This is a genomic window from uncultured Anaerotruncus sp., assembly GCF_902490045.1.
Lineage (GTDB): Bacteria > Bacillota > Clostridia > Oscillospirales > Ruminococcaceae > Anaerotruncus.
In genome coordinates this window covers 1-20221 of record NZ_CABUCJ010000038.1, presented here as the reverse complement: position 1 = coordinate 20221, position 20221 = coordinate 1, and the positions used below count along the sequence as shown (strand labels likewise).

At 62.3% G+C, this 20221-nt stretch carries 17 protein-coding genes; 12 read left to right on the top strand and 5 right to left on the bottom strand.

The window, feature by feature from the left end; genetic code table 11:
• The 3 genes from RDM88_RS05985 to RDM88_RS05975 all read left to right on the top strand — a co-directional run.
• Positions 1–448: polysaccharide biosynthesis C-terminal domain-containing protein (locus RDM88_RS05985; protein WP_308753958.1), on the top strand; the 448-nt coding region annotated here is incomplete at its 5' end.
• A gap of 94 nt (positions 449–542) precedes the next feature.
• Positions 543–983, top strand: coding sequence for a cell wall hydrolase (locus tag RDM88_RS05980; protein WP_308753957.1), 441 nt, complete (start codon positions 543–545; stop codon positions 981–983).
• Between the two features lie 15 nt (positions 984–998).
• A complete protein-coding gene (locus tag RDM88_RS05975; RefSeq protein ID WP_308753956.1) occupies positions 999–1460 on the top strand; it encodes a hypothetical protein in 462 nt (153 codons plus the stop codon).
• 47 nt (positions 1461–1507) lie between these two features.
• On the opposite strand, the gene RDM88_RS05970 is transcribed toward RDM88_RS05975, so the two are convergent.
• The 5 genes from RDM88_RS05970 to RDM88_RS05950 form a co-directional block, all read right to left on the bottom strand.
• The gene (locus tag RDM88_RS05970; RefSeq protein WP_308753955.1) at positions 1508–2833 is read right to left on the bottom strand and encodes an MATE family efflux transporter; all 1326 of its coding nucleotides are present in this window, start codon (positions 2831–2833) and stop codon (positions 1508–1510) included.
• A gap of 268 nt (positions 2834–3101) precedes the next feature.
• Complete coding sequence (locus tag RDM88_RS05965) at positions 3102–4418, bottom strand: uracil-xanthine permease family protein (protein ID WP_308753954.1); 1317 nt, start codon at positions 4416–4418, stop codon at positions 3102–3104.
• 148 nt (positions 4419–4566) lie between these two features.
• Positions 4567–6888, bottom strand: coding sequence for a xanthine dehydrogenase family protein molybdopterin-binding subunit (locus RDM88_RS05960; RefSeq protein ID WP_308753953.1), 2322 nt, complete (start codon positions 6886–6888; stop codon positions 4567–4569).
• Positions 6885–7370: a 2Fe-2S iron-sulfur cluster-binding protein gene (locus tag RDM88_RS05955; RefSeq protein WP_308753952.1), complete on the bottom strand. Its 486-nt coding sequence runs from the start codon at positions 7368–7370 to the stop codon at positions 6885–6887. The genes RDM88_RS05960 and RDM88_RS05955 overlap by 4 nt, the downstream gene beginning before the upstream one ends.
• A gap of 13 nt (positions 7371–7383) precedes the next feature.
• A complete protein-coding gene (locus tag RDM88_RS05950; RefSeq protein WP_308753951.1) occupies positions 7384–8220 on the bottom strand; it encodes a xanthine dehydrogenase family protein subunit M in 837 nt (278 codons plus the stop codon).
• Between the two features lie 771 nt (positions 8221–8991).
• Between RDM88_RS05950 and RDM88_RS05945 the strand changes: the two genes are divergently transcribed.
• The 9 genes from RDM88_RS05945 to RDM88_RS05905 all read left to right on the top strand — a co-directional run bounded on the left by RDM88_RS05945 (position 8992) and on the right by RDM88_RS05905 (position 20172).
• A complete protein-coding gene (locus tag RDM88_RS05945; protein ID WP_308753950.1) occupies positions 8992–10197 on the top strand; it encodes a CaiB/BaiF CoA-transferase family protein in 1206 nt (401 codons plus the stop codon).
• A 5-nt stretch (positions 10198–10202) separates the two neighbouring features.
• Complete coding sequence (locus tag RDM88_RS05940; RefSeq protein WP_308753949.1) at positions 10203–11714, top strand: amidase family protein; 1512 nt, start codon at positions 10203–10205, stop codon at positions 11712–11714.
• 76 nt (positions 11715–11790) lie between these two features.
• Positions 11791–13311 (top strand): carboxyl transferase domain-containing protein, encoded by a 1521-nt coding sequence (locus RDM88_RS05935; protein ID WP_308753948.1) that lies wholly within the window; start codon positions 11791–11793, stop codon positions 13309–13311.
• A 337-nt stretch (positions 13312–13648) separates the two neighbouring features.
• On the top strand, positions 13649–15316 hold the full coding sequence (locus RDM88_RS05930) for a PucR family transcriptional regulator ligand-binding domain-containing protein (RefSeq protein WP_308753947.1): 1668 nt from the start codon (positions 13649–13651) through the stop codon (positions 15314–15316).
• Entirely contained in the window at positions 15297–16223 is a 927-nt protein-coding gene (locus RDM88_RS05925; RefSeq protein WP_308753946.1) for a DUF2877 domain-containing protein, read from the top strand. Before RDM88_RS05930 ends, RDM88_RS05925 begins: the two co-directional genes overlap by 20 nt.
• A gap of 19 nt (positions 16224–16242) precedes the next feature.
• The gene (fdrA, locus tag RDM88_RS05920) at positions 16243–17796 is read left to right on the top strand and encodes an acyl-CoA synthetase FdrA (RefSeq protein ID WP_308753945.1); all 1554 of its coding nucleotides are present in this window, start codon (positions 16243–16245) and stop codon (positions 17794–17796) included.
• Positions 17797–17809: 13 nt separating this feature from the next.
• Complete coding sequence (locus tag RDM88_RS05915) at positions 17810–17980, top strand: fdrA domain protein (RefSeq protein ID WP_101549944.1); 171 nt, start codon at positions 17810–17812, stop codon at positions 17978–17980.
• Between the two features lie 49 nt (positions 17981–18029).
• Entirely contained in the window at positions 18030–19280 is a 1251-nt protein-coding gene (locus RDM88_RS05910) for a DUF1116 domain-containing protein (RefSeq protein WP_308753944.1), read from the top strand.
• A 91-nt stretch (positions 19281–19371) separates the two neighbouring features.
• Positions 19372–20172 carry a cyclase family protein gene (locus RDM88_RS05905; protein ID WP_308753943.1) on the top strand — a complete coding sequence of 267 codons (801 nt, stop codon included), beginning with the start codon at positions 19372–19374 and terminating at the stop codon, positions 20170–20172.
• The last annotated feature ends 49 nt before the right edge of the window (positions 20173–20221 follow it).

Genomic DNA, 20221 nt, shown 5'->3' with positions numbered 1-20221 from the left:
CTACATCCGCCTGCTCGCGCCCGTCATCCCCGTCATGTACCTCGACACCGCCGTCGACTGCATGCTCAAGGGGATGGACGAACAGCTCTCGGTCATGCGCTACAACGTCGCCGACGCCGCCATCAGCATGGTGCTCGTCTACCTGCTGCTGCCCGTTTTCGGCATCAAGGGCTATATCCTCGTCATTGTTTTGAGCGAGGTCTTCAACTTTTCCCTCAGCCTCGGACGCCTCATCCGCGTCGCAAAGTTTGAGGTCGACCTCATCGAGCGGGTCGTAAAGCCCCTGCTGTGTGCCGCCATCGCGGTGCTCGCCGCGCGCGTCCTCTCCCGCGCGGGGCTGCCGCTGCCCGGTTCCCCCATCGGGGCCGCCCTCCTGCCCGTTCTGGTTTCCGCCGTATGCTATCTCCTTCTCCTGCATCTGGTGGGCTGCGACCCGCGCCGCGTGTAAAACCGCGCATAGGGACAGGCAAGCCCGTCATATCCATGATACCGGGCGGGCTTTTCGCCCGCAGTGAACTGTGAAAACGGAAGGAGGGCTTTCCATGCCGCTGACGGACCGGGAACTGTTTGCCCGGCTGATCCAGTGCGAGGCGGGCGGAGAGGGGGACACCGGGATGAAGGCGGTGGCCAGCGTCGTAATGAACCGTGTGAACGCGCCGGGCGGGGAATACAAGCGCGTCGGGCAGGGCAGTATCCGCAAAATCCTCTACCAGACGGGGCAGTTCGTCTGCATGTCCGAGACCGAACGGGGCTCCTACAATCCCCAGAACATCTACAACATGCGCCCCGAGCAGATCCACTACGACATTGCAGACTGGGCGATCGCCGGCAACCGCCTGATGGACCTGGGGCAGGCGCTCTGGTTCTACAACCCCTTCTCCCCCAACTGCCGGCGGAATTTCCCCAGCAGCATCGGGTATCTGGTCACGCGGATCGGCGACCACTGTTTTTACAATCCCACCGACGCATACTACCAAACATAGAAAGAGGGGTATCTTATGGCAAACGGCGACAGCAACCTGAACTTCGGGCCATTCGAGAGCCAGCAGGCGGAGGAGAACCCGCAGAGCAACGAAGAGGTCTACCTCGGCTCCTTTTCCTCCATCCTCCGCGAAAATCTCGGCGCCTATGTAATCTGCGAATTCCTGATCGGCACCAACGGCCTGGAACGCAAGGAGGGGTATCTCTATTCGGGCGGCATCAACTACATCACCCTCTACCAGCCGAGCGAGGAGCAGTACACCGTCTGCGACCTCTACTCCCTCAAATTCGTCACCTTTGTGGACACCCGCCTGCGCCCCAGGCAGGACCTGTCCGGATCGGCGGGACAGTCCGTCCTTCCGCCCCTTCCCAATCCGCTCCCGCCCGGCGTATACGGGCAGCCCGGCATGTCGGGCGCGCCCGCCGGCGCGCCGCGTCCCGGGATGGGCGGCAGAGGCTATCCCCGCATAAACCGGTAATCACGATAAAAAAGCGTGCGGCCAAAGCCGCACGCTTTTTTGCGCGCTCAGATCAGCTGGCGGTTCATCCATCTGCCGCGCAGCAGGCGGGTCATAAAGACGGCCGCGCGGAAAACCCAGTCGATGATCATCGCCGCCCACACCCCGAGCAGCCCCAGCCCGAGATAGCGGCCGAGGATATAGCTGAAAATTACCCGGAACACCCACATGGAAACGACCGACGTGATCATCGTGAACTTCACGTCGTTTGCGGCGCGCAGGCCGTTCGGCAGCGCGAAGGCCATCGGCCAGAAGAGGATGTTGCCGAGCGCGCAGACGAGGCAGATCTGCCAGGCGGCCTCCGCCGTCGCCGCCGAAAGCCCGAACAGCCCGACGATCGGGTGGAGCATAGCGATGACGATCAGGTTGAGCACGAGGTTCATCCCGTGCGCGGCGCCGACCAGTCCGAGGATATACTTTTTCGCCTGGTGGAACTCCCCCGCGCCCACGCATTGGCCCACGACCGTCACCATCGCCAGGCTCACCGCCTGCCCCGGCATCTGGGACATCGTCATGACGCTGTTGCCCACCGCGTTCGCCGCGATCGCCACCGTGCCGAAGGTCGTGATCAGTCCCGCCACCATCAGCTTGCCGATGTGGAACATGCTGTTTTCCAGACCGTTGGGCACCCCGATGCGCAGGATGCTTTTGATCATGGCGGGGTGCCATTCGGGCTTTTTGAGTTCCTCCAGATAGATGCGGTTGTTGTGATGGCAGAGCACCGCCAGCAAAAACGCCGCCGACACCCCGCGCGCGATCAGCGAGCCGAGCGCCGCGCCCGCCGCGCCCAGCCGCAGGCCGTAGATGAAGAGCGCGTTGAAGGAGATGTTGACGATGTTCATGACGAGCGCCGCCATCATTGAAATCTTCGAGTTGCCCTGCGCGCGGAAAAGCGCGGCGCAGGCGTTGTAGACCGCCATGAAGGGATAGGAGAGCGCCGAAAGCAGGAAATACACCTCGGCGTTTCCCATGACCGCGGCGTCCGCGCTGCCGAAGAGGGCGTGCAGGATGAACCTGCTGCCCGGCATGCAGACGGCGACCAGCCCGAAGGAGACGAGGGTCGTCACGGTCAGGAGCTGCTTGGCCGCCGCGTTCGCGCTGGGCTGGTCCTCCCGCCCGAGATACTGGGACGCCACGATCGATCCGCCCGTCGAAAGCGCCGCGAACACGTTGAGCAGCAGCAGGTTGATCGAATCGACCAGCGAGACGCCCGAAACCGCCGCCTCCCCCACGCTCGACACCATGAAGGTATCCGCGATGCCGACCGTCGCCGCGAGCACCTGCTCGATGATCAGCGGGATGATCAGCCGCACCAAATCTCTTCTCGTAAACATCAGCAAACCGCACCTTCTTATAATCTGCAATCATTCTGCACCCTGCGTAAAGAAATTGCAAGCCAATTTTTACAATTTGGCAGTTTGCCGGGGGCCGGGCCGCCCCGCAATGTAAAATCTGTGTGAAATCCCGGTGGGCGCCTCCTTCCGTCTTCCAGCAAAAGGAAAGGCGGCTCTTCCCGTCCCCGGAAAGAGCCGCCCAACCCCGATTTCTGTAAGTTTGCAGAGAAATGGAGCAAAATCTCACAGACAGGGAATTCTGTTTTTGTTACGGAACCGCGATGTCACCGACATACTCTTCCTCGTTGAAAACATAGTCGTTTCCGGGAAGAATCGCGTTCATCAGGATGCCGAGGATCGCCGCGATCGCAAGGCCGCTCAGGGTGATGGCAGCGCCGCCGATATGGAAGGTGATGCCGCCCACCGAGTTGAAGCCGAGGCCGCTGACGAGGATGACCGCCGCGATCAGCAGGTTGCGGCTCTCGGTCAGGTCGACCTGGTTCTCAACCACGTTGCGCACGCCGATGGCGGAGATGCTGCCGTAGAGGATGAAGGAGACGCCGCCGATGATCGCCGTCGGGATCGAGTTGACCACTTCGCCGAACTTCGGGATGAAGGAGAGCAGAACCGCCACGACGGCCGCGATCTCCATGACGATCGGGTCGTAGACCTTGGTCAGCGCCAGAACGCCGGTGTTCTCGCCGTAGGTGGTGTTCGCCGGGCCGCCGACCAGGCCGGCAAGGCTCGTCGCAAGGCCGTCGCCCAGCAGGGTGCGGTGCAGGCCGGGGTTCGCGAGGAAGTTGCGCTCGCAGGTCGCGCCGATGGCCGCGATGTCGCCGATATGCTCCATCATGGTGGCCAGAGCGATCGGGACCATGATGATGATCGCGCTCACGTCAAATTTCGCCAGCACGAAGGGGGGCAGACCCACAAAGCCCGCCTGCGCGACCGCGGTAAAATCGACTTTGCCCGTGACCAGCGCCACGATGTAGGAGATGACGATGCCCATCAGGATGGGGACGATCTTGAGCATCCCCTTGCCCCAGATGTTGAAGATGACGATGACAAGGATCGCAACCGCCGCCAGCAACCAGTTGGTCGCCGCGTTGGAGATTGCCGACGGAGCGAGGATCAAGCCGATGAGGATGATGATCGGGCCGGTGACGATCGGCGGGAAGAACCGCATGACCCGCTTGATGCCAAAGCCCTTGATCAGAGCGGCCAGGACCACGTATACAAGGCCCGCCAGGACGATGCCGCCGCAGGCGTACGGAAGCTTTTCAGCTTCGGTCAGCGCGACGCCGGCGGAATTGGTCAGCGGAAGCGCCTTGACAGCCGCGAAGCCGCCCAGGAATGCGAAAGACGAGCCCAGGAACGCCGGGACCTTCCTCTTGGTGAGGAAATGGAAGAGCAGCGTGCCGATACCCGCGCAGAAGAGCGTCACCTGTACGCTCAGGCCGGTGATGATCGGGACCAGAACCGTGGCGCCGAACATCGCAAAAACGTGCTGGATACCAAGAACCAACGTCTTGGGGGCGCCGAGGGTCTTTACAGCATCATAGACCGCTTCTTGTTTGTTGGCCATAAACTTACCTCCTCAACATAGTGTTTGCTTGTCTCCATTTCTCTATGTATACCAGAGCCGAAGCCCTTTATACCGCCATGTATCGGGGAAAAACACACCACCGGGCGGCCGGGCCGCATGGCCGCGGCCGCCCGGTCCACTTATTTTTTTACGCCTCTTTGGCTTTCTTCTCTTTCAGCGCCTTGAGCACGTCGTCCGCCGTGATCGGCATCCGGAAGAACCGGCACCCGATCGCGTTGGCCACCGCGTTGGCAATCGCCGGCGCGCCCGGTACCATGACCGGCTCGCCGATGCCGCGCGCCCCATACGGGCCCGTCGGCTCCTCGTGCTCCGCGACCCGCACCGTCAGCTCGGGCATGTCGTCCGCCGTCGGGATCTTATAGTCGACGAAGTTGCGGTTGAGGATCCGGCCGTCCTTGAGCATCAGTTCCTCAAAGAGCGCCGTGCCCAGCGCCTGAACCATCGCGCCCTCAACCTGCGCGTCGTAGAGAGCCGGGTTGATGACCTTGCCGGGGTCGAAGCAGGAGATCATCTTGAGCACGCGGATTTCGCCCGTGTCGGTGTTGACCTCGACCTCGGCGCCGTTGACGCCCACCGTCCAGAAGGCCACCGGCTTGGGGCTCTGGCCGGTCTCCTGGTCGTAGCCCACATTGTTCGGGACCACAAAGGAGCCCTTGCCGATCAGCGGGCCGTGGATGCCGGACGCGTCGGGCAGCGTGAGCCCGAGCGCGAAGGTGCTCAGCGGGACCTTTTTGTCCTTGTGGATCTTATGTACCACATAGCCGTCCTTGAGCTCGAGGTCGCGCTTGCTGCATCCGAACTTGATCTGCGCCAGCTCGAGAATCTCGTTCTTCGCGTCCTCCGCGGCCAGTTTGACCGCGTTGCCCGCGCAGTAGGTGGTGCGGCTGGCGACCGTCTGCCACTCGTAAGGGGTGTGGTCGGTGTCGCCGGTGCGGATGGTGATCTTGCCCGGGTCGATGTCGAGCACCTCGGCGGCGATCTGGGTGAGCACCGTGTCGGAGCCCTGGCCGATGTCCTGGCCGCTCGTCATGAGCATGAAGGTGCCGTCCTCGTTCATGCGGATGATCGCGGCCGAAGCCACGTCGGTGGGCTGCGACGGCGATTTCCAGCCGCCCGCGATGCCCTTGGCACGGATGAGATTGGGCGCGGTCTGCTCGCAGGGCTTGTCGTATTCAAGCTCCTTGACGACCGTCTCGAGGCAGTCCTGATAGCCGCAGTCCTCGAGGATCTGGCCGGTCGCGGTGGCACCGCCCGCCCGCAGTCCGTTGACCCGGCGGATGTCGATCTCCGAAATGCCGATCTCGTTTGCGATCATGTCAAGGTTCTGCTCGATGGCGAAGTGGATTTCACACATGCCGAAGCCCCTGTACGGGCCGCCGACCGGGTGGTTGGTGTAGACGCAGTAGCTGTCGCACCAGATGTTGTCGATGTCGTAGGGGCCGGGGCAGGCGATGCCCGCCGCCTTGACGATGTTGACGCCGTACTCGGTGTAGGCGCCGCCGTCCCAGACGTACTCGATCTTCTGGGCGAGGATTTTGCCGTCCGACTTGCGAACGCCGGTCTTGAGGGTCGCATAGACGCCCTGGCGGACGTACGCGTCCTCGAACTCCTCCTCACGGGTGTAGGTCATCTTGACCGGGCGCCCGCAGTTGAGCATCGAGAGCGGGATGACGATCCCCTCGAGGGTGGTGCCCGCCTTGGAGCCGAAGCCGCCGCCGACATACGGGGAGATGACCCGCACCTTGTTGAGCGGGATGTCGAAGGAGGTCGCCAGCGCCTGGCGCACCGCGAAGGGGGACTGGCAGCTCGCCCAAACAGTGAGCTTTCCGTCCGCCTCATACTGCGCGACGGCCACGTGCGGCTCGATGGGCACATGCTGGACGTGCGGGACATAGAAGGTGTGCTCCACGACGTAATCCGCCTCGGCAAAACCCCTGTCGACGTCGCCCTTGCGGAGTTTATAGTGGTGGGAGATGTTGGTGCCCGGCACCGGGTGGAAGATCGGGGCGACCTTGTAGGTGCCCAGGTCGGGGTGGATGAGCGGCGCGTCCGGCTTCATGCCCTCGATCGGGTTGGTGACCGCCGGCAGCTCCTCGTATTCCACCTTGATCAGCTCGACCGCCGCCTTCGCGATGTCCAGCGTCTCCGCCGCCACCGCCGCGACGGCCTCGCCGCGGTATTTCGCGGTGCCCACCGCGAGGAAGTTTTTGTCCTCGAGGTAGAGGCCGCCGCGTTTCTTATAGTAGTCGCCCGTGATGACGCTCTTCACGCCCGGCAGCTTCTCCGCCTCCGACGTGTCGATGCTCAGGATTTTCGCGTGCGCGTAGGGGCTGCGCTTCACCTGGGCGTAGAGCATCCGGGACATCCTGATGTCGTCCACGTATTTCGCCTGGCCGGTGACCTTCTTGACGCCGTCAACCCTGTCGATCGTTGTTCCGACTGTCCTCATTTGCGCTCGCCTCCTTCCGTATGTGCCGCAACGTCCTCGATGGCCTCGACGATCCGTTTATAGCCGGTGCAGCGGCAGAGGTTGCCGCTGATGCCCGCCTTGATCTCGTCGCGGGTCGGGTGCGGGTTCTCCTTCAGAAGCGCTGTGGCGGTCATCAGGAAGCCCGGCGTGCAGAAGCCGCACTGGAGGGCGGCGTGCTTGATGAACGCCTCCTGCAGCGGGGAGAGGTTGCCCTTGCGGTCGGCCAGCCCCTCGACGGTGGTGATGTGCTTGCCGTCCAGCTCGGGCGCCAGCACGAGGCAGGCGTTGACCGGCTTGCCGTCCACGATGACGGTGCACGCGCCGCACTCGCCGGCGCCGCAGCCTTCCTTGGCGCCCGTGAGGTCGAGCTCCTCGCGCAGGACGGTGAGCATCGTTTTATTGGCGTCGACGTAGAGCTCGACCGGCTCCTCGTTGACGAAGAAATTGACCTGGTATTTCATATGGTTCCCCTCCTTATTTCGCCAGAGCTTCAAGGCTTCTCTTGACGATCAGCCCCACGATGGTGACGCGGTATTCCCTGGAGGCGCGCACGTCGTCGATCGGCGCGACCTCGGTCTTGGCCAGCTCGGCCGCCTGTTCGATCAGCGCGCCGTCCAGCTTTTTGCCGCGGAGCAGCTCCTCGGTCTTGACGAGCCGCAGAGGGGTGGGCGCGACGGAACCGAACGCGATGCGCCAGTCGTCCCCGTCCCGCACCACGGTGGCGCAGACGGTGGAGAGGTCGACCTCGCGGCGGCGGGAGATCTTGGTGAACACGCCTTCCGAACCCGGATGGTAGGGCACCCGGATGGCGGTGACAATCTCATCCTTTTTCAGCGCGGTCTTGCGCACGAAGATGAAGAATTCACGGATGGGGATTTCCCGTTTGCCCTCCGGGCCCTCGGCCAGAATCACCGCGTCGTTGGCGAGCAGCGGGGTGCCGGTGTCGGCCAGCGGGGAGGCGTTGACGATGTTGCCGATGCAGGTCGCGCGGTTGCGCACCTGCTTGGAGCCGACCGACAGCGCCGCCTTTCCCAGGTAGGGATAGTACTTCTGGACGTACTCGTTGGCTCCGATCTCGTTCATCGTGACGCAGGCACCGATGGTGAGACCGGTCTTTTCGTCGAATGTAATCGTGTCGAGGCCGGGGATCTTCTTGATGTCGACCACGTACTCGGGGGCGATCAGGTTGTCGCGAAGCCGCACGACGACGTCGGTGCCGCCGTTAAAAACCACGGCGGAGTCCCCGTGCTCCGCCAGGAATGCAAGTGCTTCGGGCAGGGATTTTGGTGCTAAATAATTAAATTGTTTCACGATAAGCACTCCTTTTTAGGCATAATGTCACTACCACTAACCTTATTATACTGGGGTGGGCAAAGCATATCAATCGATTTTTTCCAAATTTTCTGTAATGAATAGATTTCGGAAGAGAATTTAGGCATTTTCGATCATATCGGTTTATTATAACTCCACAACATTTTGTGGCAGACCGTCCGGTTTTTTGGGAATCCCTCTCGCGGCTTGGTCATACTTATGATTTTTGCACGCCGCGTTTGTTTACGCACCTATCAAAAGAAATCCAGATATGCTGAAAAAATCACAATGCAGTTTGTCTGAAAAAATATGTATTTTTTGTAGTATTAGGCGTATTGCATAAATTCTATCCACATTTTCTGTGATCAAAAGGCATTTCCTCCAGTTTACAAGTTGGAGATTATCCACTATAATGTAGATATCCTACAAACAGATTTTTCCTCGGAAATGGCGGCGGCCACACCCAAAGGAAGGATTTTTCTTCTTTACTGTATAAAATTGCCGGGCCGGCCGCGGCCAGCCTCTTCTCTCCCCCTTTTTTGCGAGTCCGCGGGGCGATGGGATGCATTGAAAGAGCCTTGGGAAGAATCCACAAGGTTCCAATCCTTTTATTGCTTCAAGTATAGCACAAGGTATGGAGTTATTACAACAGGTAATTGATTTTGTCTCAAAAACCGCCGGCGGGGCCGGCTTTCTCATAGGGCCGGCGCAGCAAACGGCGGCCGGCCGCGGAAGATTGTATACATTATATGAAACGGGAGGAATCACGCCATGACAACCAAACCACTGAGCGGCATCAAGGTGCTGGATATGACCAAGGTTCTCGCGGGCCCCTACTGCGGCATGATGCTGCGCAACCTCGGCGCCGAGGTCATCCACTGCGAAATGCCCGGCTCGGGCGACGACGCCCGCGCCTATGGCCCCTATGTGGAAGGGCAGAGCATCTATTTCCTGAGCATCAACCGCGGCAAGAAGAGCCTCGAAGTCAACGCCAAGACCCCCGAGGGCAAAAAGGTGCTGACCGACCTTGTCAGGAACGTCGACGTGTTCGTCCAGAACTTCAAGCCCGGCGCGCTCGACAAGATGGGCTTCGGATATGAGGACGTCAAGAAGATCAACCCCCGCTGCGTGTATGTCGCGATCTCCGGCTTCGGCCAGACCGGCCCCTATTCCGGCAGGCCCGCCTACGATATGATCGTCCAGGCGATGGGCGGCGTCATGAGCATCACCGGCGAGCCGGACGGAAGCCCCGTGCGCGTCGGCACCTCGATCGGCGACATCATCGCCGGCATGATGGGCGCCTACGGCGCGCTGGCCGCCCTCTATGAGCGCGAAAAGACCGGCGAGGGCCAGCTTGTCGACATCTCGATGCTCGACTGCCAGGTCGCCATCCTCGAAAACGCCATCGCCAAGTACTCCGCGACCGGCCAGGTCGCCAGGCCCCTCGGACTCAAGCACCCGTCCATCACCCCCTTCGAGGCCTACCGCACCAAGGACAGCTGGGTCATCGTCGCCGCCGGCAACAACAAGCTCTTCGCCAAGTTCTGCGAGGTCACCGGCCGCCAGGAGCTCATCAACGACCCGAAGTTCTCCACCAACCCTGAACGCAACAAGCACATGCAGGAGCTCAGCGACCTGATGCAGGAGCGGATCAAGGACAAAACCACCGACGAGTGGCTCAAGATCTTCGTCGACAACGGCATCCCCTGCGGCCCGATCAACTCGATCGACCGGCTGTTCGAGGACCCGCAGATCAACTACCGCAACATGCTCGTCGAAGTCGAGCAGACCCACATGGGCAAGGTCAAGGTCGCGGGCAACCCGGTCAAGCTGAGCACCGTCCCGCCCGAGGATGAGCTTCCCAGCGAGCCCGCCCCGCAGGTCGGCGAACACAACGTCGAGGTCCTGCGCGACATCCTCGGCTATTCTGAGGACGAGATCAAGTCCTACCTTTCCACGCTGCCGGAGAAGGAGTGATCATCATGACCGACGAGAGATGCGAGAACCACAACGGGAAACCCTTCGTGCTCGAGGAGGCGACCGTCGCCTCCGTCCATGAGGCGATGCTCGACGGGCGCCTCACCTGCCGGCAGCTCATCGAGGGCTGCCTCGCCCGCATCGAGGCCTACGACAAAAAGGGCCCCGCGCTCAACGCGGTCATCCTCGTGAACCCAAAGGCGCTCGAGGAGGCCGACCGCCTCGACGAGCGGTTCCGGGCCGACGGGCTGACCGGCCCGCTCCACGGCATCCCCGTCCTGCTCAAGGACAACTGCGAGACCTATGACATGCCGACCACCGCGGGCTCCCTCTCCCTCGAGGGGTTCGAGACCCACAAGGACGCCTTCATCACCAAAAAGCTCCGCGAGGCGGGGGCGATCATCATCGCCAAGACGAACCTGCATGAGTTCGCCGTCTGGGGCGAGACGATCAGCTCGATCCTCGGCCAGAGCTACAACCCCTACGACCACACCCGCACCCCCGGCGGCTCGTCGGGCGGCACGGGCGCGGGGCTGGCGGCCAACTACGGCGTCGTCGGCATCGGAACCGATACGATCAACTCGATCCGCTCCCCCTCCTCCGCCTGCTCCCTCGTGGGCATCCGCCCCACCATCGGGCTGGTGAGCCGGGACGGCATCGTCCCCTATTCGCTGACGCAGGACACCGCGGGCCCGCTCGCGCGCACCGTGGCGGACGCCGCCGCCGTGCTCGACGTGATCGCCGGCAGCGACCCGAAGGACCCCGTCACCGAGACCTGCCTCGGAAAGATCCCGACGAGCTATCTCGACTACCTCGACGACGAGGGCCTGCGCGGCAGGCGCATCGGCGTGCTGCGCAGCTTCTTCGGCCCCGACGACGACCTGCACCGCGAGGTCAACGCCTGCATGGAGAAGAGCCTGCAGATCATGCGGGACGCGGGCGCCGAGCTCGTCGACATCGCCGAAAAGATCGACTCGGGCTACCTTGTCAAGAACGTCAGCGTACATATCCACGACCTCAAGACCCACCTCGGCCAGTACCTCGAGGGCTTCGGCGACGCGGCCCCCATCCACTCGCTGGCCGACGTGCTCGCAAGCGGCAAGTACCACCCCGGCCTCAAGAGCAACCTCGACGAGGCGATGGGCTACGACGTGGGAACTCCCGCCTACAACGAGCGCCTCAAAAAGCGCGCCGAGCTCCAGAAGCAGGTGCTCGCGATCATGGACGAATACGCGATCGACGCGATCGTCTACCCGCACCAGCAGCAGCTCGTCTGCAAGACGGGCGGCAGCCAGCAGGAGCGCAACGGCGTCATCGGCTCGGTGACCGGCTATCCCGCGGTCGTCGTGCCCGCCGGCTTCTCCTCCCCCTCGGACGACGCCCCCATCGGCGTGCCGGTCGGCATGGAAATCCTCGGGCGCCCCTTCGCGGAGCCGCAGCTCATTTCGATCGCCTACGGGTTCGAGCAGCACAGCCATCTGCGCCGCCCGCCCCTCTCCACGCCGTCGCTCGCGTGACGGCCCCCGCCGGGCTTCCCGGCGCAACTGTCCCGGCCGCCGCGCCGGTACCTGACTATGAAGGGATGGAACCAAAATGAATAAGATCGAAGATCTCGTTGCCCGCAAAACAGCGATCTACCAGGGCAACGCCAAGGCGATCGAAAAGCAGCACGCCGGCGGCAAGCTGACCGCCCGCGAGCGGCTCGGGCTGCTCTTTGACCCGGGCACCTTCGTCGAGATGGACACCTTCGTCACCCACCGCTGCACCTACTTCGACATGCCCCAGAAGCACCAGCCGACCGACGGCGTCGTCTGCGGCTACGGCAAGGTCGACGGCCGCGTCGTCTTCGCCTATGCGCAGGACTTCACGATCATGGGCGGCTCGCTCGGCGAGATGCAGGCCAACAAGATCTGCCACGTGCTCGAGGCCGCCCGCAAGGTCGGCGCGCCCGTCGTCGGCATGAACGACTCGGGCGGCGCGCGCATCCAGGAGGGTATCGACGGCCTCTCCGGCTACGGCAAAATCTTCTTCCGCAACACCGCCGCCTCGGGCGTCGTCCCCCAGATCACCGCGATCATGGGTCCCTGCGCCGGCGGCGCGGTCTACTCCCCCGCGCTCACCGACTTCATCTTCATGGTCGACAAGACCAGCAAGATGTTCATCACCGGGCCCGACGTCATCAAGACGGTCACCGGCGAGGTCGTCACCGGCGAGGACCTGGGCGGCGCGACCACCCACAACAAGAAGAGCGGCGTCGCCCACTTCATGACCCAGAATGACCAGGACTGCATCGCGCAGATCAAGCGCCTGCTCTCCTTCCTGCCCTCCAACTGGAAGGCGAAGGCCCCTGAGATCGACTTCGGCGACGACCCCTACCGCCTGGTGCCCGAGCTGGCCACCATCCTGCCCGACAACGCCAACCGCGCCTACAACATGTACGACGTCATCCGCGGCATTGTCGACCGGGGCGACTACATGGACTACCAGCCGCTCTACGCCACCAACATGATCACCTGCTTCGCGCACATCAACAAGCAGGCGGTCGGCATCATCGCCAACCAGCCGAAGGTCGGCGCGGGCTGCCTCGACATCAACGCCTCCGACAAGGCCGCGCGGTTCATCCGCACCTGCGACGCGTTCGGCCTGCCGCTGCTCACCATCGTCGACGTGCCCGGCTTCCTGCCCGGCACCCACCAGGAGTACGGCGGCATCATCCGTCACGGCGCCAAGATGCTCTACGCCTACAGCGAGGCCACCGTGCCCAAGGTCACCCTCATTTTGCGGAAGGCCTACGGCGGCGCCTACCTCGCGATGTGCTGCCGGGAACTCGGCGCGGACGTCTCCTTCGCGTGGCCCGACGCGGAGATCGCCGTCATGGGCCCCGAGGGCGCGGCCAACATCATCTTCCGCAAGGAGAGCCCCGAGCAGCGCGCCCAGTCGATCGAGCAGTACAAGGCCGAGTTCGCCACCCCCTACAAGGCGGCCGAGCACGCCTTCGTCGACGACGTCATCCACCCCGCCGAGAGCCGGCAGAAGATTGTCGCGGCGCTCGAAATGCTGCGCGGCAAGGAGCAGTCGATCCCCGAAAAGAAACACGGCAACATTCCGCTCTGATATCTGCGTGTCCCCCCCTTATGCCGCCGTCCCGCCCGTCCCGCGGGCGGGACGGGCGGCCCCTCCTGAGAAGGTTTTGTGAAGTTGTAAGAATTCCATAGTATTTTGTGTTCTAAAATTTGGTAATTTTTTAACAATTCGTTTGTTTTTCTAATCTCTTTGGTTATTTTAACAGTTTTTTGGGCTATTTATATGGAAAAATTCCTATGTCAAAGTCGATCAAAACAAAGCGATTTTTTCTACATTGTATATTTTACACAACAAATGTTGACTTCGCTTTTTTTAATAGTATGATGAAAGTAATGACAGGGTAAGCCGGTCCGTTAGGAGGTTCCCCATGGATAAAACATACGGCATTTCTGTCAGGTCGGTGCTCGAGATGGAAGTCCTCAAGGGCGCCAAGCTGATCGCGGGCAGGGGCGGGCTCGACCGCGTCGTCACCTCGATGAACGTCATGGAGGTCCCCGACATCACCGACTGGGTGAGCAATGGGGAGCTCATCGTCACCACCGCCTACTCGGTCAAGGACGATGTGGAAAAGCTCGTCGAGCTGGTTCCCGCCCTCAACAGCCGCGGCGTCGTGGGGCTGGGCATCAAGCCCAAGCGGTATATCCGCGAAACCCCGCAGGCGGTCATCAACGCCGCCAACGCGCTCTCCTTCCCCATCTTCGAGATTCCCCCGGAGGTTTCCTTCTCCAAGATCATCACCCCCGTGCTGACCACCATCGTCAACAACCAGGCGCAGGTGCTCATGGACATCTACGATCTGCAGAAGTCGCTCACCGCGACGATGCTCAGCGGCGGAAACCTCCAGGCGATCACCCAGACGCTGCACAACCGCTACGGCAACAGCGTCGCCATCTACAATGAGTTCTTCTCCTCCTACGTCATCTCCGCCACCTACAGCCGCCGGGACGCGATCTACCGCCAGATGGAAAACTGCGTGCGGGACAGCTCCGGCGAGCGGCACGGCAGCGACAACGCCCTGAGCTGGCGGGAGCTGTGCAAGGTGGACGGGCGGGAGTGCAGCAAGATCACCGTCCCCATCTACAGCGACAAAAAGCTCTACGGCTACATTTTTATGTGGGAGGACAACCGCGAGGTCACCAGCGTGGATTTGGCCGTCATCGAGGCGTCCACCTCGCTGATCGCGCTTGAGATGCTCAAAAAGATCTCCCTCTTCGAGATGGAGAACAACCACAAGGTCTCCTTCCTCGACGACCTGCTCGTCAACGACGAGCTCAGCCAGCGCAAGGCCCTGGCCAACGCCGAGTATTTCGATTTCGACATCGAGGCCATCCACCAGGTCGCGGTCGTCCAGGTGCTCAACTCGCACAACTCCCTCTCCCTCTCGAACGGCGCGCTCTACAAGATGAACAACAACATCGTGCGCGTCCTGCGCCGCCTCTCGCGCAGCGCCTCCTACAAGCTGCTCTTCGTCAACAAGTGCGACAACATCGTGCTCGTCTTTGAGCAGAGCTCCCGTTCCCCCGCGCTCTGCAAGCAGGAGGTCTCCCAGTTCATGGAGGTCTTCGGCAAGGCGCTCGCGGACGACGGGCTGCTCGAGTTCATCAGCATCGGCGTTGGCAGGGCCTACCCCGACACTGCGGACCTGTGGAAAAGCTGCTCCGAAGCCAAGCGCGCCGCCGGGTGCGGTGCGGTGGGCGGGGTGCGGGTCCACTATTTCGAGGACATGGGCGTCTACCGCTTCCTCTCCTGCGACACCCTCCAGAACGAGCTGCAGTCTTTCTACACCGAGACCCTCAAGGTGCTGGTCGATTACGACCGCGACCACGATTCCGAGCTCGTGCGGACGCTCCAGACCTACTTCAAGTGCGGGGGCAACCTCAAAAAACTTGCGGAGGAGCTGGGCGTCCACTACAACACCGTCGCCTACCGCATCCAGCGGATCAAGGAACTTGCCGGCGTGAGCTTCGACAACGCAGACCAGCTCCTCAATCTGCAGATCGCGCTGAAAATTTATGATGTGCAGAGAGACAGATGAAGGCGCGGTCCCGGCATTGGAGGTCTGCCACAGCCTGCGCAGATCGATCCCCGCCGGGGGCTGTCCCGCAACCGTTCACTCCGTTTTCGACCGGGCGGTCAACCTTGTCACTCCCCTCGGGCTCGTGACGCTGCTTCCCAAATGCCGTCCGCTCTACCCCTTTTCGGTGCGCATCGACACCGACGTTCCCTTCCCCGCCCTCGGGCTGCGGCCCGATATGAGCGCGATGCTCCTGCCGGGGGAGGCGGTCGCCGGAAGGCTGCGCGTGGACCTGGCGGATGCCGCCGCCACAGACCTCTCAGTGCTCGAACACAACGAGCTGATCGTCCCGCACGACCTGCCCGACCGGCTTGAACGGCTCGCGCGGGTCATCGGCGGGGAGGGCAAGCCGGAGGGCATGGCGCCGCTCGTCTTCCACCTGGAGGAGGGTTCCTCCGCGGATTATGCGGAGCGGTTCCCCCACAACCACTACACCGCTTTCCTGCTTCCCCGCGTCCGGCGCCTCTTCGACGCGCTGCGCACGGGGCAGATCGCGGAGATTTCCGCGGCGGCCGGCGCGATGGCCGGCTGCGGGCCGGGACTCACCCCCTCTTCCGACGACTTTCTGTGCGGGATGATGGCGGCGATGCTCGCCCGGGGCGGCGCCAGGGGCCGGGTGCTCCGCACGATGGACATCACCCAGCGCATGGGCTGCGCCGCGCGGGTCAAAACCAACGTCATCAGCGGCAGCTTCCTCATCCGCTCGTCGCAGGGCCTGCTCTCCGCGGACGTGCTCGACACGGTCGGGCAGCTCTTTTCAAACGGACCCCCGCAGTCGCTGGAAAGCGCTGCTTCCAGAGTCATTGCCTTTGGGGAGACGTCCGGGACGGACATCCTCAGCGGCATCTATTTCGGCGCAAAAATCTAACATATTGGAGGAATCGGCATTGGTTAAGCTGGATATCAAGCAGAATACCTATTACGACTCGGTAACCCTCATGCTCATCTCCAAGGACCTCAAGAAACTCGACGGCGTCGAGGAGGCCCTCGTCGGCATGGGCACCGATCTCAACCGGGACATCGCCCACAACCTCGGGCTTGTGACGCCTGAGTTCGAGACGATCACCGCCAACGACTTTTTCGTCGCCATCAAGTGCGAAAACGACGGCGTCATGGCCGCCGCCCTTGCGAAGGTTGACGAGCTGCTGACCAAAAAGAAGGAGAACAGCAGCGCCAACTACTATCCGCCGACCCTCTCCTCCGCCATCAAGATGGATGACCAGCTCAACCTGGCGATCATCTCCGTCCCCGGCAAGTATGCCGCCGGCGTCGCGGACGAGTGCCTCGACCACGACATCAACGTCATGCTCTTCAGCGACAACGTCACGATCGAGGAGGAGAAGCGCCTCAAGGAAAAGGCCGTCTCCAAGGAGCTGCTCATGATGGGCCCCGACTGCGGCACCGCGATCATCAACAACGTCCCGCTCGCGTTCGCGAACGTCATCCGCCCCGGCGACATCGGCATCGTCGGCGCCTCCGGCACCGGCACCCAGGAGCTCTCCTCGCTGATCGGCCAGTTCGGCGGCGGCGTCTCGCAGGTCATCGGCACCGGCGGGCGCGACCTCAAGATCGAGATCGGCGGCCTCATGATGACCTTCGCGCTCGACGCCCTCATCCAGGATCCCAAGACCAAGGTCATCGCGCTGACCTCCAAGCCTCCGGCCGAGGAAATCGCGGATAAGATTCTGAAGCAGGCCGCCGCCTCCGGCAAGCCGGTCGTCGTCTGCTTCGTCGGCGGCGATCCCGAGCAGGTCAAGAAGTACGGCCTCATCCCCGCCCTCTCCCTCGAGGACGCGGCCCGCAAGGCGGTTGCGCTCTCAAAGGGCGAGCCGGTCGTCGACTTCACCGGCTTCTCGGCCCCTGACGGCGAGATCGATGCGATCGTCAAGGCGGAGATCGCCAAATTCGCCCCCACGCAGAAGTACGTCCGCGGCCTCTACACCGGCGGTACCCTCTGCGACGAGGCGATGAAGATGCTCACCAAGGCGTTCGGCGGCGTCTACTCCAACATCCCGCTGAAGCCCGAATTCAAGCTCGAGGACGTCAACGTGGGCGTCGAGAACACCTGCCTCGACTACGGCGACGATGACTTCACCCGCGGCCGCCCGCACCCGATGATCGACCCGTCCCTGCGCGCCGAGCGCGTGGTCAAGGAGTCGCTCGACCCGTCGGTCGCCGTCATCCTTGCGGACTGCGTCATCGGCTACGGCTCCCATCCCAATCCGGCCGAGGACCTCGCCGACGCGATCCGTACCGCCAAGGCGAACGCCGAGAAGGACGGCCGCTACCTGAGTGTCATCACCTCCGTCTGCGGCACCGAGGAGGACCCGCAGTCCCTCTCCAAGACGCAGCAGCAGCTGCGCGACGCGGGTGCGGTCGTGATGCCCACCAACTCGCAGGCGACCCGCCTTGTTGAGCGGATCATCTCGAACATCAAGTAAGGGGGTCAGGAACATGAGCAAACTCAACGAACTCTTCAATAAAAAGCTGCACATCGTCAACCTGGGCATCGAGTCCTTCTACGAGGATCTCAAGACCCAGAAGCAGGAAGCGATCCACGTCGACTGGAAGCCGGTCGCGGGCGGAAACAAGAAGATGGCGTCCCTGCTCGGGATGCTCAAATAAAATCTTCGCGGTTCAATTCACAAATTTCAGATAACAGGAGGAATTTACAATGACGTTGGGCGAAAAGATCAACCAAGCCAACGCGGAGGCGTTAAAACGCATCCTCGGCGCGCAGCCGACGCTCGTCGGGATGGGCACCGCCGGAGAGGACATCCCCGGCATGACCAAGAAGACCATCCTTCACGCCGGCCCGCCCGTCACATGGGATAAAATGTGCGGCCCGGTCCGCGGCGCCGTCATCGGCGGCCTCATCTATGAGGGCCTCGCCGCCAACAAGGAGGAGGCCGAAAAGCTGGCCGCCTCGGGCGAGATCACCTTTGACTCCTGCCACCACCACAACGCGGTCGGCCCGATGGCCGGTATCGTGACCTATTCGATGCCCGTCTGGAAGGTCGTCAACAAGACCTCCGGCAACTACGCCTACTGCACCGTGAACGAGGGTCTCGGCAAGGTGCTCCGCTTCGGCGCCTTCGGCGACGAGGTCATCGACCGCCTGAAATGGATCCAGAACGAGTTCTACCCGATCGTCAAGGAGGCCCTTGCCATCCACGGCGAGATCAACCTCAAGACGATGATCGCGCAGGTCCTGCAGATGGGCGACGAGGGCCACAACCGCAACAAGGCCGGCACCTCCCTGCTGATCCGTGAGCTCGCTCCCGCGATCGCACAGACCCACTTCCCGCTGGAGAAGATCGTCAAGGTCCTCGAGTTCCTCAACTCCAACGACCACACCTTCCTGAACCTCACGATGCCCGCCTGCAAATCCACCATGGATCCCGTGGGCGACATCCCCTTCTGCACCATCGTCTACACGATGGCCCGCAACGGAACGGAATTCGGCATTCGCGTCTCCGGCTTCGGCAACCGCTGGTTCACCGCTCCGGCGGAGATCATCGACGGCCTCTACTTCCCCGGCTACACCCAGGCGGACGCCAACCCGGATGTCGGCGACAGCTGCATCACCGAGACCACCGGCATCGGCGGCTTCTGCATGGCGGCGGCTCCCGCGATCGTCCAGTTCGTCGGCGGCACCGTGGCCGATTCGATCAAGTACTCCACCCAGATGTATGAGATCACCGAGGGCGAGGGCAACACCTACCAGATTCCGGCCCTCAATTTCCGCGGCAGCGCCACCGGCATCGACATCCGCAAGGTCATCGAGACCGGCATCCGCCCGATCATCAACACCGGTATCGCCCACAAGGACATGGGCGTCGGCCAGGTCGGCGCAGGCATCGTCAGCCCGCCGATGAAGTGCTTCGAGGACGCGCTCGAGGCGTGCGGCGAGTGGATGGAATAATTCCCTCCCCTCTCCCGTATCCTGTCCCCGCAGGGGCAAATAAACAGTCGTTAAATACCCTACATAAACTACATTCTAAGGAGGCAATTTTATGAGCAAGTGGAGCGACGTGAAAATCTATGACCTGAGCATCCCGATTGGTATCCTCACCCCGCCGTGGCCGACCTATGAGCCCATGCAGATGAAGTTCTTCAAACGCCTGGCGCCGAACGGTGCGAACGGCCAGCTGGTGACCCATTCCAACCATGTCGGCACCCATCTCGACGGCCCCCTGCATTTTGATACCGCCGGCCGTGACATCGCGTCCCTCGAACTGACCAAGCTGTGCGCCCCCGGCGTCGTGGTCGACCTGTCCGATATGGCGCAGGATTTCGGCATCTACACCCCGAAGGACATCACCGACCGCTGCGAAGTCAAAAAAGGCGATATCCTGATCATCAACACCGGCTACCACAAATACGGCTTTGACCAGCCGACCGCCGACGAGCGCCGCTACATGCTGCGTCACCCCGGCCCGTCGATGGACTTCGTTCAGTGGGTCCGCGACATGGAAATCAAGTGGATCGGCGTCGACTGCGGTTCCGCGGACCATCCGATGAACACCAAGATCCGTGACTGGGAGCCCAAGGAGGCCGAGGCCTGCGACGCGATCTTCATGGAGCGCTATGGCAAGCACCTCAACGAGATCTACGAGTGGCCGAAGAACTACCAGGCCATGCACATCCAGCTCTTCTGCCAGCCCTACGAGGCGATCCACGCCGAGTGCCTGGGCGGTCAGATCGACGAGCTGAGCAACCAGCGCTGCGTCATCGGCTGCTTCCCCTGGAAGTTCACCGAGGGCGAGAGCTGCATCAGCCGTATCGTTGCCTTCACCGGCTTCGACGATGTCTGATTGATCTCTCCGTAAACTACGGTTCGTGTCTTCCTCACGGCTGCGGCCG

What these genes read in the sequence shown, in the direction of transcription:
- RDM88_RS05980 (WP_308753957.1), top strand. Translation starts at nt 543, where the DNA reads ATGCCGCTGACGGACCGGGAACTGTTTGCCCGGCTGATCCAGTGCGAG.
- RDM88_RS05975 (WP_308753956.1), top strand. Translation starts at nt 999, where the DNA reads ATGGCAAACGGCGACAGCAACCTGAACTTCGGGCCATTCGAGAGCCAG.
- RDM88_RS05970 (WP_308753955.1), bottom strand. Translation starts at nt 2,833, where the DNA reads ATGTTTACGAGAAGAGATTTGGTGCGGCTGATCATCCCGCTGATCATC.
- RDM88_RS05965 (WP_308753954.1), bottom strand. Translation starts at nt 4,418, where the DNA reads ATGGCCAACAAACAAGAAGCGGTCTATGATGCTGTAAAGACCCTCGGC.
- RDM88_RS05960 (WP_308753953.1), bottom strand. Translation starts at nt 6,888, where the DNA reads ATGAGGACAGTCGGAACAACGATCGACAGGGTTGACGGCGTCAAGAAG.
- RDM88_RS05955 (WP_308753952.1), bottom strand. Translation starts at nt 7,370, where the DNA reads ATGAAATACCAGGTCAATTTCTTCGTCAACGAGGAGCCGGTCGAGCTC.
- RDM88_RS05945 (WP_308753950.1), top strand. Translation starts at nt 8,992, where the DNA reads ATGACAACCAAACCACTGAGCGGCATCAAGGTGCTGGATATGACCAAG.
- RDM88_RS05940 (WP_308753949.1), top strand. Translation starts at nt 10,203, where the DNA reads ATGACCGACGAGAGATGCGAGAACCACAACGGGAAACCCTTCGTGCTC.
- RDM88_RS05935 (WP_308753948.1), top strand. Translation starts at nt 11,791, where the DNA reads ATGAATAAGATCGAAGATCTCGTTGCCCGCAAAACAGCGATCTACCAG.
- RDM88_RS05930 (WP_308753947.1), top strand. Translation starts at nt 13,649, where the DNA reads ATGGATAAAACATACGGCATTTCTGTCAGGTCGGTGCTCGAGATGGAA.
- RDM88_RS05925 (WP_308753946.1), top strand. Translation starts at nt 15,297, where the DNA reads ATGTGCAGAGAGACAGATGAAGGCGCGGTCCCGGCATTGGAGGTCTGC.
- RDM88_RS05915 (WP_101549944.1), top strand. Translation starts at nt 17,810, where the DNA reads ATGAGCAAACTCAACGAACTCTTCAATAAAAAGCTGCACATCGTCAAC.
- RDM88_RS05910 (WP_308753944.1), top strand. Translation starts at nt 18,030, where the DNA reads ATGACGTTGGGCGAAAAGATCAACCAAGCCAACGCGGAGGCGTTAAAA.
- RDM88_RS05905 (WP_308753943.1), top strand. Translation starts at nt 19,372, where the DNA reads ATGAGCAAGTGGAGCGACGTGAAAATCTATGACCTGAGCATCCCGATT.